Here is a 15,587-nt window from a genome sequence, read left to right as displayed (position 1 = left end):
GCCGGTCGCCTCGGCGCGAAGGGGGCGGTGTTGCGCGGCGTCATCGCGCGCAGGCGCGACTTTGTGCAAATGTTCACAAGGGCGTAGCCTCGGGCAGCAGGAGCCGGGACGCGCCCCTCGGTGCGGCTGGCCCCGGAGAGGAGTCGTGCCGCCTGTGTCCGTCGAGAGCGCCGCCGAGCGCGGGATCCCGGACGCCGCAGTGGCTCGCCTCCCCGGATATCTGCGGGCCCTCGACACCATGACCGCCTCAGGCATCGCCTCGGTCTCCTCCGAAGAGCTGGCCGTCGAGGCAGGGGTGAGCAGCGCCAAGCTGCGCAAGGACCTCAGTCATCTCGGGTCGTACGGCGTCAGGGGAGTGGGCTACGACGTCTCCCACCTGCGCTACGAGATCTCGCGGGCGCTGGGCCTGACCCACGACTGGCCCGTCGTCATCGTCGGCATGGGCAACCTCGGCCGAGCCCTGGCGCAGTACGGCGGGTTCGAGCAGCAGGGCTTCTCGGTCGTCGCGCTGCTCGACCACGACCCCGAGGTCGTGGGTCAGCGGGTCGGCGACCTCGTCGTCCAGCCCATGACGGTTCTCCCGGCGCTCACCGGGTCGGGTGTGGTCATCGGCGTGATCGCCGCCCCCGCCCAGGCGGCCCAGGACGTCGCAGACGCCCTCGTCGGTGCCGGGATCGGCTCCATCCTCAACTTCGCCCCGTCGGCGGTCAACGTGCCCGACGGCGTTCAGGTCCGCCGGGTCGACCTCGCCTCCGAGCTGCAGATCCTCGCCTACCACGAGCAGCGTCGCGTCGAGTCGGCCGAGTCCGGCGCCCCGGCAGACGGCACCGCCGCGTCCGCCAGCGCCAGGACCGTGGGGGTGGCGCGATGAGCACCGTGGTCTTCGGCCTCAACCACCACCGCACCCCCATCGACCTGCTCGAGCGGGTCAGCCTGGGTCCGGCGCAGGTCGAGGCGCTGGCCACCCGCGCCCTGGCCAGCGGGGACATCGACGAGGTCCTCGTGCTCTCGACCTGCAACCGGACCGAGATCTACGCCGAGGTCTCCACCTTCCACGGTGCCGTCGCAGACCTCACCTCCGCCCTGACCGAGACCACCGGCCTGGAGGCGGACGACCTGGCGGAGCATCTCGAGCTGCAGTACGGCGAGGCCGCGGTCGCACACGTCTTCAACGTCGCGGCGGGGCTGGACTCGATGGCCGTTGGCGAGGCCCAGATCCTCGGCCAGCTACGGACGGCCCTGGCCGATGGACAGAGGGCCGGCGCGGTCGGCAGCTCGCTGAACTCGCTGGTGCAGCACGCCCTGCGGACCGGCAAGCGGGTCCGGACCCAGACCGGCCTCGAGCAGGTCTCCCGCTCGCTCGTCACCACCGGGCTCGCGCTGGCCGAGACCCGGCTGGGCGACCTGTCCCATCGTGCCGTCCTCGTCATCGGGGCCGGGGGGATGAGCGCGCTGGCAGCGGCAGCGGCGCTGCGACACGGGGTCGCCTCGCTCACCCTCGTCAACCGGACGCCCGGCAAGGCCGAGGCGCTGGCCACCCGCCTCGGGGCGCGCTGGCGACCGATCTCGGAGCTGGCCGATGCGCTCGCCGGAGCCGACGTCGTCATCTCCGCGACCGGCTCGACGGGTCTGGTCGTCTCCCTCGCCGACGGTGCAGACGCCCAGGTGGCCCGAGCCGGTGCCCCGCAGGTCTACCTCGACCTCGCCCTGCCGCACGACATCGCCCACCAGGTTGCCGACCTGCGCGGCGTCACCCTCGTCGGGCTCGAGCAGATCGGGCGGGCGCTCGACGACGGCGCCGAGCTGCCGCAGGTGGTCGCGGCGCGCGAGCTGGTCGCCGCAGAGGTCGGTGCCCACCTGACCGAGCGGGCCAAGCAGGTCGCCGGTCCGACCGTCGCCGCCCTCCGGGCAGCGGCGGCCGAGGTCGTCGCCCGAGAGATCGAGCGGCTCGACCAGCGCACCCCCGACCTCAGCGAGGCTGACCGCGCCCAGGTGCACCTCGCGGTCCACCGCGTCGTCGAGAAGCTGCTCCACCGCCCGACGATCCGGGTCAAGGAGATGGCCGTCGACGGGCGGATCGTGGAGTACGAGGACGCCATCCGCCAGCTTTTCGACCTGCACAAGGCGGACCTGCCATGACCGCCCTGAGGATCGGCAGTCGCCGGAGCAACCTCGCGATGACCCAGACCGGTCACGTGGCCGATGCGCTGCGCGCGGCTGGCCACGACGTCGAGATCGTCGAGATCACGACCGAGGGCGACGTCAACCGGGCCCCGCTGAGCACCCTCGGAGGCACCGGAGTCTTCGCCTCGGCGCTGCGGCAGGCGCTCCGCGACGGGCGGGTCGACGTAGCGGTGCACTCGCTGAAGGACCTGCCCACTGCTCCCGAGCCCGACCTGGCGATCGCTGCGGTCCCCGCCCGGGTCGACCCACGAGACGCGCTCGTCGCCCGCGACGGGCTGACCCTCGGCGAGCTCCCCGCCGGGTCGGTCATCGGGACCGGCTCGCCCCGACGTCGAGCCATGCTCGCCTCGCTCGGTCTGGGCCTGGACTTCCAGGACATCCGTGGCAACGTCGAGACCCGGCTCGCCATGGTCGGTGAGCAGGTCGACGCCGTGGTCCTCGCTGCTGCCGGCCTGCGTCGGGTCGACCTCGACGGCGTGGTGACCGAGTTCCTCGACCCCTTGCAGATCCTGCCGGCGCCCGGCCAGGGAGCCCTTGCCGTCGAGGTCCGGGCGGACGACGCCGAGACCCTCGGCGCGGTCGGCGCACTGGACCACGCCGACACCCGAGCGGCCACCACCGCCGAGAGGGCGCTGCTCGCCCGACTCGAGGCCGGCTGCTCCGCCCCCGTCGGAGCCCTCGCCGAGGTGGTCGAGGACGACAAGGGGCCGGCTCTCTCCCTTCGCGCCGCCGTAGCCGATCCCGCCGGCGACCGAGAGATCAGACGCTCCGCCACCGGACCTCTCGAGGACCCCGCTGGGCTCGGCCGCACGCTGGCCGAGACCCTCCTCGCCGACGGCGCCGGCGACATCGTCGCCGACGCCAGCCATGACCCTGTTCCCGCACCCAACTCGAGCTCTTCGGAGAGTGACACGTGAGCCCGCGCACGACGAGCACCACCACGACCGCCACCACCAGGAGTCGCCGCCCCGCGAGCGTCACCTTCGTCGGCGCCGGGCCGGGCGACCCGTCGCTGCTGACCCTCGCCGCGGTGCGCCACCTCGGCCGCGCCGACGCGGTCATCATCGACACCAGCGCCCGCGACAGCCTGGTCGCCGAGCACCTGCGCGACGACATCGAGATCGTCGACGCCGGCCACGGTGAGCACGGGCAGCAGCTGACCCATGCCTCGCGGGCCAAGCTGGTGGTCAAGACCGCCAAGGCCCACGCCGGTGGGCACGTCGTGCGGCTCATGGACGGTGACCCGGCCACCTTCAACGGCCTCGCCGAGGAGGCGAAGGCCCTGGCGAAGGCGGGCATCTCCTACGAGGTCGTGCCGGGCGTCTCCGCAGTCAACGCCGTCCCCACCTACGCGGGTATGCCGCTGACCGTCGGCCACGCCTCGAGCGTGCACGTCGTGGCGGTGACGAGCAGCAAGGTCCCCGACCTCTCCGGATCGGTCGCCGACGGCGTCACCGTGGTGCTCCTCGGCGACCCCGACAACCTCGGAGCCGCTCTGCGCGCCCTCGAGGCTGCGGGCCGCGACCCGAAGACCCCGGTCGCCATCACCCAGCGGGGCACGACGACGCAGCAGGCGACGGTCACCGGGACCCTCGCGGACGCTTCCGGTCTCGTCGACGACCTCGCGCTCCCGGCGCTCGCGGTCATCGGGCCACCGGTCGAGCTGCGCGATGAGCTCTCCTGGTTCGAGACCAAGCCGCTCTTCGGCTGGCGGGTGCTCGTGCCGCGGACCAAGGAGCAGTCACGATCGATGGAGGAGCGGCTCTCCGACTTCGGGGCCACCAGCGAGGTCGTGCCCACCATCTCGGTCGAGCCACCACGCACCCCGCAGGCGATGGAGCGGGCGGTTCGCGGCCTGGTGACCGGGCGGTACGAGTGGATCGGCTTCACCTCGGTCAACGCGGTCAGGGCGGTCCGGGAGAAGTTCGAGGAGATCGGGCTGGACGCCCGCGCCTTCTCGGGGCTGAAGATCGCCGCGGTCGGCGGTGCCACCGCCGCCGCGCTGCAGGATTGGGGGATCACTGCCGACCTCGTGCCGTCGGGGGAGCGCTCCGCCGCCGGGCTGCTCGAGGAGTGGCCGCCCTACGACGACGTGCTCGACCCGATCAACCGGGTCTTCCTGCCCCGCGCCGACATCGCCACCGACACCCTCGTCGCGGGCCTGCAGGAGATGGGCTGGGAGGTCGACGACGTGACCGCCTACCGGACCGTGCGGGCCGCCCCGCCGCCCGCACCCACCCGGGACGCGATCAAGTCGGGAGTCTTCGACGCGGTGGCGTTCACCTCGAGCTCGACCGTGCGCAACCTCATCGGGATCGCGGGCAAGCCGCACGCGAGCACCGTCATCGCCTGCATCGGCCCGGCGACCGCCAAGACCGCCGAGGAGCTCGGTCTGCGGGTCGACGTCGTCGCCGAGAGCGCCGACGCGGTGCTGCTCGTCGAGGGGCTCGCCGAGCACGCGCGGGGCCGGATCGCCCAGGCCATCGCGGAGGGCCACCCGGTGACCCGACCCTCGGAGCAGGCGCCGCCCGCGGCTCGCAAGCGGGCGAAGGGCTGATCGTGAGCCTCGAGGGACCGATGGTCCGTCCCCGGCGTCTGAGGACATCGACGCCCATGCGTCGCCTCGTGGCCGAGCACCGGCTGCACGCGTCCGACCTCGTCCTCCCCGCCTTCGTCCGCGAGGGGATCGCGGAGCCGGTCGAGGTCGCCAGCATGCCCGGGGTGCTCCAGCACACCGTCTCGACCCTCGTCGACCTCGCGCGGGAGTGCGTCGCCGCGGGCCTCGGCGGGATCATGCTCTTCGGTGTGCCCGAGGACAAGGACGCCGTGGGGTCGGGTGCCGACGACCCCGACGGCATCCTCAACGTCGCGACGCGGGCGGTGGTCGATGCGGTCGGCGACGACCTCGTCGTCATGACCGACCTGTGCCTGGACGAGTTCACCGACCACGGGCACTGCGGGGTGCTGCGTGAGAACGCCGCCGGTGCCACGGTCGTGGACAACGACGCCACGCTGGAGCGGTACGCAGACATGGCGATCGCTCAGGCTCGAGCGGGGTCGCACGTCCTGGGGTTGTCCGGGATGATGGACGGGCAGGTGGCCTTCGTCCGGGGGGCGCTGGACCGCGAGGGCTTCACCGACACCGCGATCCTGGCCTACTCCGCGAAGTACACCTCGGCGCTCTACGGCCCGTTCCGCGAGGCGGTCTGCTCCTCGTTGACCGGAGACCGGGCGACCTATCAGCAGGACCCGGCCAACGCGACCGAGGCGGTCCGCGAGCTCGAGCTGGACATCGCCGAGGGCGCCGACATCGTCATGGTCAAGCCGGCCGGCCCCCACCTGGACGTCGTCGCGGCGGCCGCGCAGCTATCCACCGTCCCGGTCGCCGCCTACCAGATCTCCGGCGAGTACGCCCAGATCGTCGCGGCTGCCGAGCGCGGGTGGATCGACCGGGACCAGGCCGCGCTGGAGTCGGTGCTGCACATCCGCCGGGCTGGTGCCGGCATCATCCTCAGCTACTTCGCGCTCGAGCTCGCGGCGCGAACGGCGCAGCGCGGGGAGGTCCGGTGGTGACCGAGCAGGTGCGGTGGCTCAGCGCCGAGGAGCAGAAGGCGTGGCGCGCCTACCTGCGGGGGACCCGGCTGCTTGAGCGTGCGCTGAGCGAGGACCTCCAGGGCTCGTGCCAGATCACCGAGTACGAGCTGCTCTCGATGCTCTCTGAGGCGCCCGATCAGCGGATGCGTATGTCGGTGCTCGCCGACCGCATCGTGCAGTCGCGAAGCCGGGTCACGCACACCGCCGGTCGTCTCGAGCGCCGCGGCTGGGTGCGCCGCGAACCGTCCAGCGAGGACGGCCGCGGAGTCGTCATCGGACTCACCCCGGAGGGGCGCGAGGTCGTCGGAGCGCTGGCGCCGCAGCACGTCGCCTCTGTGCATCGGCACCTGCTCGACGTGCTGACACCCGAGCAGGTGCAGGCCCTCGGCGAGGCGATGGCGGCCGTCCGCGACCACCTCGCCCCCGACCACCACGAGATCGGTCTCGACGACTAACCCCTTCGCAGATCCCCGGGGAACCACAGACCAGCGGCGCCTTCCAGGGTGACCGTTCGTCTGCAGATCCCCGGGGAACCTCAGACCGGCGGCGCCTTCCGGGGTGACCGTTCGTCTGCAGATCCCCGGGGAACCTCAGCCCGGCGGCGCCTTCCAGGGTGACCGTTCGTCTGCAGATCCCCGGGGAGCTGCGATTCGTGGGGGTGGGGGCGATTGACCGTTCGTCTGAGGTTGCCCGGGGAGCGCGACCCCTTGGGGCCGGTTGGCCTGCGGTGGGTGAGACTGGGGGCATGACCTCGACGACGCAGTCCCAGCAGCTCTTCGACCGGGCCCTCGAGGTGATCCCCGGTGGGGTGAACTCCCCGGTCCGGGCGTTCCGGGGGGTCGGGGGAACGCCGCGCTTCGTCGCCTCGGCGAAGGGGGCGTATCTCACCGACGTGGACGGCAACCGCTACGTCGACCTCATCGGCAGCTGGGGGCCGATGATCCTCGGGCATGCCCACCCCGACGTGCTCGCCGCCGTGACCGAGGCTGCGGCTCGTGGCTTCAGCTTCGGCACCCCGAGCGAGAACGAGGTGGCGCTCGCCGCCGAGATCGTCGCGCGGGTCGAGCCGGTCGAGCAGGTACGCCTGGTGAGCAGCGGCACCGAGGCGACGATGTCCGCCCTTCGCCTGGCGCGGGGGGTGACCGGCCGGAGCGCTGTGGTGAAGTTCGCCGGCTGCTACCACGGTCATGTCGACGCGCTGCTCGCGCACGCCGGATCCGGGGTGGCGACCTTCGCCCTGCCCGACTCGGCCGGGGTCCCGGCGAGCGCGGCGGGGGAGACGATCGTGCTCCCCTACAACGACATCGACGCGGTCGAACAGGTCTTCGCCGAGCGCGGTGAGGAGATCGCGGCCGTGATCACCGAGGCGTCACCGGGCAACATGGGTGTCGTCCCGCCGGCTCCCGGCTTCACCGAGGGCCTGCGCCGGGTCACCCGCGAGCACGGAGCGCTGCTCATCAGCGACGAGGTGATGACCGGCTTCCGCTGCAGCGCGGCCGGCTGGTACGGCCTCGAGACCGGCGAAGGGGGGAACAGTCCCGGCGGGTATCCCTCCGGCGCACCGGACCTCTTCACCTTCGGCAAGGTGATGGGCGGCGGGTTCCCGGCCGCCGCCTTCGGCGGGCGCGCCGAGATCATGGCGCAGCTGGCGCCGGACGGCCCGGTCTACCAGGCCGGGACCCTCTCGGGGAACCCGGTCGCCACGGCCGCCGGCCTGGCCACGCTGCGCGGGTGCACCCCTTCGCTCTACGGCCGGCTGCAGAGCGTCGCCGACACCATCTCCTCGGCCGCCGACACCGCGCTGACCGACGCCGGGGTTCCCCACGTCGTGCAGCGTGCGGGATCGATGTTCAGCATCTTCTTCACCGAAGGGGTCGACGGCGCCGTCACGAGCTACGCCGAGGCACAGGCTCAGGACACCGCAGCCTTCGGCCGGTTCTTCCACTCCATGCTCGACGCGGGGGTGCACCTGCCGCCGAGCGCCTTCGAGTCCTGGTTCGTCTCGGCAGCCCACGACGACGCCGCTGTCGAGCAGGTGCTCGACGCCCTGCCGGCAGCCGGCCGGGCCGCCGGTTAGGTCTGCCTGACCCCTTCGGGCGCTCTATGGCGCGGTAGTCTGAGCGCGTGGCTACGACAACCTCAGCGCCGGAGAAGCGGGGGGTGATGTCGTCCTCCATCGGCCTGAAGTGGCTCATGGCGGTCACCGGCATCGTCTTCCTGCTGTACGTCCTTCTTCACATGTACGGCAACCTCAAGGTGCTCGCCGGCCAGGAGGCGTTCGACACCTACGCCCACCACCTGCGCGAGATCGGCGAGCCGATGCTCCCGTACGGCGGGCTGCTGTGGATCGTGCGGATCGTGCTCATCGCCTCGATCATCGGCCACGTCTACGCCGCCTTCACCCTGTGGAGCCGTTCGAGCAGCGCCCGCCCCCAGGGCTACGCCGTGAAGAAGTCGATCAGCTCCTCGCTCGCCTCCCGCACGATGCGCTGGGGCGGGATCACGCTGCTGCTCTTCGTGATCTTCCACCTCATCCACTTCACGCTGGTCAAGCCGAACTTCAACAGCGAGGCCGACGCCGCAGCGGTGAAGGAGAGCCCGTACGTCATGGTCTCGGCGAGCTTCTCGCTGATCTGGGTGGTGCTCATCTACACCCTCGCGATGATCGCGCTCGGGATGCACATCTACCACGGTGCGTGGAGCGCGTCCCAGACCCTCGGCCTGACCAGCACCCCGCGAGCCCGGACGGTGGCGAAGACGACCGCGCAGGTGCTTGCCGCCCTGATCGTCGTGGGCTTCCTCATCCCGCCGTTCTACCTGTACTTCTCGAGCCTCTGAGGACCTGGAGCCGACACCCATGACTGAACTCATCGACGGCCTCTACCGCGAGGGCGAGCCGATCGCCGACAGCAAGGCCCCCGACGGCCCGATCGAGACCCGCTGGGAGCGCCACCAGTTCGAGAACGCCCTGGTCAACCCGGCCAACCGGCGCAAGCTGTCGGTCATCATCGTCGGGACGGGACTGGCCGGCGCCTCCGCCGGCGCCACCCTGGGCGAGGCCGGCTACCACGTGAAGACGTTCTGCTACCAGGACTCCCCGCGCCGGGCCCACTCGATCGCCGCCCAGGGCGGGATCAACGCCGCGAAGAACTACAAGGGCGACGGAGACTCGGTCTACCGCCTCTTCTACGACACCGTGAAGGGCGGCGACTACCGCTCGCGCGAGTCCAACGTCTACCGCCTCGCCGAGGTCAGCCCGAACATCATCGACCAGTGCGTCGCCCAGGGTGTCCCCTTCGCCCGGGAGTACGGCGGGCTGCTCGACAACCGGTCCTTCGGCGGCGTCCAGGTGCAGCGCACCTTCTACGCGCGCGGTCAGACCGGCCAGCAGCTGCTCATCGGTGCCTACCAGGCGCTGGAGCGCCAGATCGCCAAGGGCACGGTGGAGATGTTCAGCCGGCACGAGATGCTCGAGCTGGTCGTCATCGACGGCAAGGCCCGCGGCATCATCGCCCGCGACATGGTCACCGGTGAGATCGAGACCCACCTCGCCGACGCGGTCGTGCTGGCCAGCGGCGGCTACGGCAACGTCTTCTTCCTCTCCACCAACGCGATGGGGTGCAACGTCACCGCCGCCTGGCGGGCGCATCGCAAGGGCGCCTACATGGCCAACCCCTGCTACACCCAGATCCACCCGACCTGCATCCCGCAGCACGGTGACAAGCAGTCCAAGCTCACCCTGATGTCGGAGTCGTTGCGCAACGACGGGCGCATCTGGGTGCCGAAGAACGCCGAGGACTGCGACAAGGACCCCCGCGACATCCCCGAGGAGGACCGCGACTACTACCTGGAGCGGATCTACCCCTCCTTCGGCAACCTCGTGCCCCGTGACATCGCCTCGCGCCAGGCCAAGAACATGTGCGACGAAGGGCGCGGCGTCGGTCCGGCGATCGTCGAGGTCGGCCCGGACGGCGAGGAGCGCGAGGTGCGCCGCGGGGTGTACCTCGACTTCGCCTCGGCGATCGAGCGCATGGGCCGCGAGTCCGTGGAGTCCAAGTACGGCAACCTCTTCGACATGTACGAGCGGATCACGGGGGAGAACCCCTACGAGGTGCCGATGCGCATCTACCCCGCCGTGCACTACGTCATGGGCGGCCTCTGGGTGGACTACGACCTGGAGTCGAGCATCCCGGGCCTCTATGTCACCGGCGAGGCCAACTTCTCCGACCACGGCGCGAACCGACTCGGTGCCTCCGCGCTGATGCAGGGGCTCGCCGACGGCTACTTCGTCCTGCCCAACACGATCCGCGACTACCTCGCCAAGGGCCCCTTCGAGCCCGTCGCCGAGGACGCCCCCGAGGTCGAGGAGGCTCGCAGGAGCGTCACCGACCGGATCGAGCACTTCCTCACCTGTGACGGCGAGCGCACCGTGGACTCGATCCACAAGGAGCTCGGCTCGATCATGTGGGAGTACTGCGGGATGGAGCGCACGGCGGAGGGCTTGCAGAAGGCGATCGGCCTCATCCGCGAGCTCAAGACCGAGTTCTGGACCAACGTCAAGGTCCTCGGCAGCAACGACCAGCTCAACCAGAGCCTGGAGAAGGCCGGCCGGGTGGCGGACTTCCTCGAGCTCGGCGAGCTGATGTGCATCGACGCGCTGCACCGGGAGGAGTCCTGCGGTGGGCACTTCCGTGCCGAGTCGCAGACCGAGGAGGGAGAGGCCCTGCGCAACGACGAGGACTTCTCCTACGTCGCCGCCTGGGAGTACGCGACGAAGGGAGAGGACGCGGCCGAGCTCGAGCCCGTCCTGCACAAGGAAGACCTGGTCTACGAGTTCATCGAGATGAAGCAGCGGAGCTACAAGTAATGCGACTGACACTGAAGATCTGGCGCCAGGACGGTCCGGACGCCACGGGCGGCTTCGAGACCTACACCGTGGACGACATCTCTGAGGACATGAGCTTCCTGGAGATGCTCGACGAGCTGAACGAGAACCTCCAGGCTCGCGGCATCGAGCCGGTGGCCTTCGACAGCGACTGCCGTGAGGGCATCTGCGGCACCTGCGGTTTGATGATCTCCGGGCTCGCGCACGGACCGGAGGTCACGACGACCTGCCAGCTGCACATGCGCAGCTTCTCCGACGGCGAGGAGATCACCATCGAGCCGTGGCGGGCGCACGCCTTCCCGGTCATTCGCGATCTCGTGGTCGACCGCTCCGCCTTCGACCGGATCATCCAGGCGGGCGGCTTCATCTCGGTCGACACCGGAGCCGCTCCGGACGCCGCCGCGACGCCGGTCCCCAAGGTCCAGGCGGACCGGTCCTTCGACACCGCGACCTGCATCGGCTGCGGTGCGTGCGTCGCAGCATGCCCGAACGCCTCGGCCATGCTCTTCCTCGGCGCGAAGGTCACCCACCTCGGCGAGCTGCCCCAGGGGCAGGCCGAGCGCAACTCGCGGGTCGTGGACATGGTGGCCCAGCACGACCACGAAGGCTTCGGGGGCTGCACCAACATCGGCGAGTGCGCGGCGAGCTGCCCCAAGGAGATCCCGCTCGACGTCATCAGCCAGCTGAACAAGGACCTGCGGGTGGCGGCGCGAGCGCGTCGCTGAGATGAGCGTGGCATCCGTGGCGCGCCATGCCCGGTGCGCGTGATGACCGAGACGAGGCAGCCACTCTCGCCGCGGATGGCGGCCATCGCCGATGCTGCTGTCCGGGTGATCGCCAGGGCGGGCTTGCGTGGGATGACGCACCGGGCGGTCGACGCCGAGGCGGGGCTTCCAGAGGGGAGCACCTCGAGCTACCTGCGGACCAGGCTCGCGCTGCTCACCGCTGCCGGTGAGCGGGTCGTGTCGCTGCTGGAGGCGCGCATCGCGGTCATCATCGAGGCGGTGGAGGCGGGGGTCGACGAGGACGAGATCGTCGAGGACGCCCTCGACCTCTTCGTCAGCTGGCTCGACGAGCCCGAGCTGCTCATGGTGCGCGGAGAGCTCATGCTCGAGGCGGTGCGGGTCCCCGACGTTGCGGCGGTCATGCATCCGCTACGGCGCAGGCTGGTCGAGCTCGTCGCCCACATGCTCACCCGCCTCCAGACGCCCGAGCCCGAGCTGCGGGCGCCGGCGATCCTCGCCGCGATCGAGGGCGTTCTCAGCGCCGCCCTGGAGCAGGAGCCGCAGGACCGGGCGGACTACGTGCGGCGGGTAGGCCGGACCATCATCCAGGCGTTCAGGACGGACGAACCACTGATGCCCGGGTCGGCCGGCGACGCATCCTGACCCACGCGCGCCACACCCAGATGAGCAGCGCCGCCAGGGCGATGAGCACGAGGACGACGAGGATCGGCAGGAAGATCGCGACGAGGCTGATGCCGATCGACGCACCGTCCTCCATCGTGGAGACCACCGGAGCGCCCACCCCCGCGCTCCCGGCGTTGATCACCGGGCGCGACGCCGCCTTGCCCCCGTGCACGAGGCCGGCGACGACCACGCCGAGGACGACACCCAGCCAGGGGTTCTGCTGCATCCAGCTGGACTCCTCGATGCGCTCCGCGCCCACCGCCGCTGCACCCATGAGCCCACCCATCGCCGGGCGGATGAAGGTCTGGATCGCGTCGTTGAGCGAGTCCACCGCGGGCACCTTGTCGAGGGTGACCTCGGTGAGCAGCAGCACCGCGCCGATGCCGATCGCCCACCAGGACTCCATCCAGGCGTAGGCCGACGGCAGCGTCACGATGTCGGTGAACCGGGCCAGCAGCGCCATGATGAGGAACGGGACGTAGGCGTTGAGCCCGGCCGCAGCCGACAGGCCCATCCCGGTCAGAGCAGCAAGCACGTGGGGTCCCCTCGAGGTCCGGGCGGCCCCGGGGCGGGGACGCTCTGCTGGAGAGGAACGCTACGCGCACCACCGGTCATCCCGCACGCTGCCTCGCACCTAGGATTGAGCCCCATGAAGGTCCTCTCCGCTGTCGCCTGGCCGTACGCCAACGGTCCTCGGCACCTCGGCCACGTGGCCGGGTTCGCCGTCCCGTCCGACGTCTTCAGCCGGTACATGCGGATGGCAGGCCACGACGTCCTCATGGTGAGCGGGTCCGACGAGCACGGCACCCCGATCCTCGTCCTGGCCGAGAAGGAGGGGACGACGGCGCGCGAGCTCGTCGACGCCAACCACGCGATCATCGCCGCAGAGCTGGCCGATCTCGGGTGCTCCTACGACCTCTACACCCGCACCACGACGGCGAACCACCACGCGGTCGCCCAACAGCTCTTCCTCCAGATCTGGCGCAACGGCTACATGGTCGAGCAGACCACCCGCGGGGCGGTCAGCCCGTCGACGGGGCGCACGCTGCCGGACCGCTACATCGAGGGGACCTGTCCGCTGTGCGGGTACGAGGAGGCCCGCGGCGACCAGTGCGACAACTGCGGCAACCAGCTCGACCCGACCGACCTGATCGACCCGCGCAGCCGGATCAACGGCGAGACGCCCCAGTTCGTGCAGACCCAGCACTTCCTCCTCGACCTGCCGGCGCTGGCCGACGCGCTGCGCGAGTGGCTCGAGGGCAGGGAGGCCTCGGGCACCTGGCGGCCCAACGTCATCCGCTTCAGCCTGAACATCCTCGACGACATCCGACCCCGGGCCATGACCCGGGACATCGACTGGGGGATCCCGGTGCCCTTGGACGGGTGGCGGGACAACCCGAACAAGCGGCTCTACGTATGGTTCGACGCCGTCGTGGGCTACCTGTCGGCGTCGATCGAGTGGGCCCGCCGCCTGGGCGACCCCGACCGGTGGCGGGACTGGTGGGTGGAGGGGGCGGCCGCCGAGGGGTCCGAGTCCTACTACTTCATGGGCAAGGACAACATCACCTTCCACTCCCAGATCTGGCCGGCCGAGCTGCTCGCCTATGCCGGTCGAGGGGCGAAGGGGGGTGAGCCGGGTGATCTCGGCGTGCTCAACCTGCCGACCGAGGTGGTCTCGAGCGAGTACCTCACGATGGAGGGCAAGCAGTTCTCCACCTCCCGGGGCTACGTCATCTACATCCGGGACGTGCTCGAGAAGTACGGACCCGACGCGATCCGGTACTTCATCTGCGCCGCCGGCCCGGAGAGCCAGGACGCGAACTTCACCTGGGCCGACTTCGTCCAGCGCAACAACTCCGAGCTGGTCGGCGGGTGGGGCAACCTCGTCAACCGGACGGCGGCGATGATCGCCAAGAACTTCGGCGAGATCCCGCAGCCGGGCCCGCTGGAGCCGGTCGACGAGGCGATCCGCGAGCGCACCCTCGCCGCCTTCGACGAGGTCGGCTCGCTCCTGGCGCGGCAGCGGGTCAAGGCCGCGACCGCCGCCGCGATGCGGGCGGTGGCCGAGGTGAACAAGTACGTCACCGACACCGAGCCCTTCCGGCTCAAGGGCGAGGACCAGCGCGAGCGGCTGGCCACCGTGCTGCACACACTCGTGCAGTGCGTGAGCGACCTCAACACGATCTTCGCGCCCTTCCTCCCGCACTCCGCGAACGTCATCCACGGGATCATCGGCGGCGAGGGCGACTTCATGCCGATGCCGGTGCTGCAGGATGTCGAGGGCCTCGACGAAGGCGACGAGGGGCGCACCTACCCGGTCGTGACGGGGGAGTACTCGAGCACCCCGTCCTGGCAGAGCCGCCCGGTCCGGGTCGGTGCCACGATCGCCAAACCGTCCCCGGTCTTCACCAAGCTCGACGAGTCGGTCGTGGAGGCCGAGCTGAGCCAGGCAGAGGACGGGTGAGCTCGCCAGTGCCCGAGCGCAGCCACGGCGACCCGGCACCGGCCCCCGACCCGCTGCCGGTCCCGGTCGTCGACAACCACACCCACCTGGACATCCACCGACCGGACCTGCCGTCCCCCCTTCGCTCCTCTGCCGAGGAGCCACTGCTCGGCGCGCTGCAGGTGGCCGCCTCGGTCGGGGTCGATCGGGTCGTCCAGGTCGGCTGCGACCTCGAGAGCGCACGCTGGACCGTCTCGATCCTCGACGAGCACCCCGCCGTCCTCGGTGCGGTGGCCCTGCACCCCAACGAGGCGCCGGTGCTGGCGGACGCGGGCCGGCTGGACGAGGCGCTCGCCGAGATCGAGGAGCTGGCGCGGCACCCCAGGGTGCGGGCGATCGGTGAGACCGGGCTGGACTACTACCGGACCGGCGAAGGGGGAAGAGCGGCGCAGCAGGAGTCGTTCCGCCGCCACATCCACCTGGCCCGCAGTGCCGGCAAGGCGCTGCAGATCCACGACCGGGACAGCCACGAGGACGTGCTGCGGATCCTCGCCGAGGAGGGCGCGCCGGAGCGGACGGTGCTGCACTGCTTCAGCGGCGATGTCGCCATGGCCCGCGAGTGCGTCGAGCGGGGGTACTACCTCTCGTTCGCGGGGACGGTGACCTTCAAGAACGCTCGTGGGCTGCGCGACGCGCTGGCGGTCACGCCGATCGAGCAGGTGCTCGTCGAGACCGACGCCCCGTACCTCACCCCGACACCGCACCGTGGCTCGGCCAACGCCCCCTATCTGCTGCCCCTCACGGTGCGACGCATGGCCGACGTCCTCGCGCTCGACGTCGCCACCCTGTGCGGCCAGCTGTCGGCGAACTCCGAGCGGGTCTACGGGGCGTGGTGACCCCGGCCGGTCACCCCGTCGTTACCAAAACTTGACCTTTCGCGGGTGAGCAGGCACCGTAGATGTCTGAACGCCGGGTCCGGTACCCCTGAATGCGCCCTGCTCCGTCGCCGTCGCAGCGCCCGCGAGGTCACTCGTGGGCGCTTCTCACGGCCGGAGGCCAGTGCGCTCCGGTG

14 protein-coding genes are annotated in these 15,587 nt (G+C 71.0%); 13 read left to right on the top strand and 1 reads right to left on the bottom strand.

Going from position 1 to position 15,587, the window contains the following annotated elements; translation table 11 throughout:
- Positions 1-154: 154 nt before the first annotated feature.
- The 11 genes from FB557_RS05720 to FB557_RS05670 all read left to right on the top strand — a co-directional run bounded on the left by FB557_RS05720 (position 155) and on the right by FB557_RS05670 (position 12,051).
- Positions 155-871: a redox-sensing transcriptional repressor Rex gene (locus tag FB557_RS05720; RefSeq protein ID WP_144856505.1), complete on the top strand. Its 717-nt coding sequence runs from the start codon at positions 155-157 to the stop codon at positions 869-871.
- Positions 868-2,139: a glutamyl-tRNA reductase gene (locus tag FB557_RS05715; protein WP_144856503.1), complete on the top strand. Its 1,272-nt coding sequence runs from the start codon at positions 868-870 to the stop codon at positions 2,137-2,139. Before FB557_RS05720 ends, FB557_RS05715 begins: the two co-directional genes overlap by 4 nt.
- Entirely contained in the window at positions 2,136-3,101 is a 966-nt protein-coding gene (gene hemC / locus FB557_RS05710; protein ID WP_144856501.1) for a hydroxymethylbilane synthase, read from the top strand. The genes FB557_RS05715 and hemC overlap by 4 nt, the downstream gene beginning before the upstream one ends.
- Positions 3,098-4,741: a bifunctional uroporphyrinogen-III C-methyltransferase/uroporphyrinogen-III synthase gene (locus FB557_RS05705; RefSeq protein ID WP_144856499.1), complete on the top strand. Its 1,644-nt coding sequence runs from the start codon at positions 3,098-3,100 to the stop codon at positions 4,739-4,741. Before hemC ends, FB557_RS05705 begins: the two co-directional genes overlap by 4 nt.
- Positions 4,742-4,761: 20 nt before the next feature.
- The gene (gene hemB / locus FB557_RS05700) at positions 4,762-5,757 is read left to right on the top strand and encodes a porphobilinogen synthase (protein WP_144857106.1); all 996 of its coding nucleotides are present in this window, start codon (positions 4,762-4,764) and stop codon (positions 5,755-5,757) included.
- Positions 5,754-6,233, top strand: a complete 480-nt coding sequence (locus FB557_RS05695) for a MarR family winged helix-turn-helix transcriptional regulator (RefSeq protein WP_246074485.1) — start codon at positions 5,754-5,756, stop codon at positions 6,231-6,233. The genes hemB and FB557_RS05695 overlap by 4 nt, the downstream gene beginning before the upstream one ends.
- A 290-nt stretch (positions 6,234-6,523) precedes the next feature.
- On the top strand, positions 6,524-7,855 hold the full coding sequence (gene hemL, locus FB557_RS05690; protein WP_144856497.1) for a glutamate-1-semialdehyde 2,1-aminomutase: 1,332 nt from the start codon (positions 6,524-6,526) through the stop codon (positions 7,853-7,855).
- Between the two features lie 47 nt (positions 7,856-7,902).
- Complete coding sequence (locus FB557_RS05685; protein ID WP_246074483.1) at positions 7,903-8,616, top strand: succinate dehydrogenase cytochrome b subunit; 714 nt, start codon at positions 7,903-7,905, stop codon at positions 8,614-8,616.
- Between the two features lie 19 nt (positions 8,617-8,635).
- Positions 8,636-10,645 (top strand): fumarate reductase/succinate dehydrogenase flavoprotein subunit, encoded by a 2,010-nt coding sequence (locus FB557_RS05680; RefSeq protein WP_144856495.1) that lies wholly within the window; start codon positions 8,636-8,638, stop codon positions 10,643-10,645.
- Positions 10,645-11,388, top strand: coding sequence for a succinate dehydrogenase/fumarate reductase iron-sulfur subunit (locus FB557_RS05675; RefSeq protein ID WP_144856493.1), 744 nt, complete (start codon positions 10,645-10,647; stop codon positions 11,386-11,388). Before FB557_RS05680 ends, FB557_RS05675 begins: the two co-directional genes overlap by 1 nt.
- A 42-nt stretch (positions 11,389-11,430) precedes the next feature.
- Complete coding sequence (locus tag FB557_RS05670; protein WP_144856491.1) at positions 11,431-12,051, top strand: TetR/AcrR family transcriptional regulator; 621 nt, start codon at positions 11,431-11,433, stop codon at positions 12,049-12,051.
- Here FB557_RS05670 and FB557_RS05665 read toward each other — a convergent pair.
- Positions 12,002-12,607 carry a DUF4126 domain-containing protein gene (locus FB557_RS05665; protein WP_144856489.1) on the bottom strand — a complete coding sequence of 202 codons (606 nt, stop codon included), beginning with the start codon at positions 12,605-12,607 and terminating at the stop codon, positions 12,002-12,004. The genes FB557_RS05670 and FB557_RS05665 overlap by 50 nt on opposite strands.
- Before the next feature lie 114 nt (positions 12,608-12,721).
- On the opposite strand from FB557_RS05665, the gene metG reads away from it, so the two are divergent.
- A complete protein-coding gene (metG, locus tag FB557_RS05660; RefSeq protein WP_144856487.1) occupies positions 12,722-14,536 on the top strand; it encodes a methionine--tRNA ligase in 1,815 nt (604 codons plus the stop codon).
- Positions 14,533-15,411, top strand: a complete 879-nt coding sequence (locus FB557_RS05655) for a TatD family hydrolase (RefSeq protein WP_246074482.1) — start codon at positions 14,533-14,535, stop codon at positions 15,409-15,411. The genes metG and FB557_RS05655 overlap by 4 nt, the downstream gene beginning before the upstream one ends.
- Positions 15,412-15,587 lie beyond the last annotated feature (176 nt).

Origin of the sequence: Marihabitans asiaticum (assembly GCF_007828725.1) — a bacterium.
GTDB lineage: Bacteria > Actinomycetota > Actinomycetes > Actinomycetales > Dermatophilaceae > Marihabitans > Marihabitans asiaticum.
Note: the sequence above shows the minus strand (reverse complement) of the source record. Positions and strands in the feature narration are given on the sequence as shown.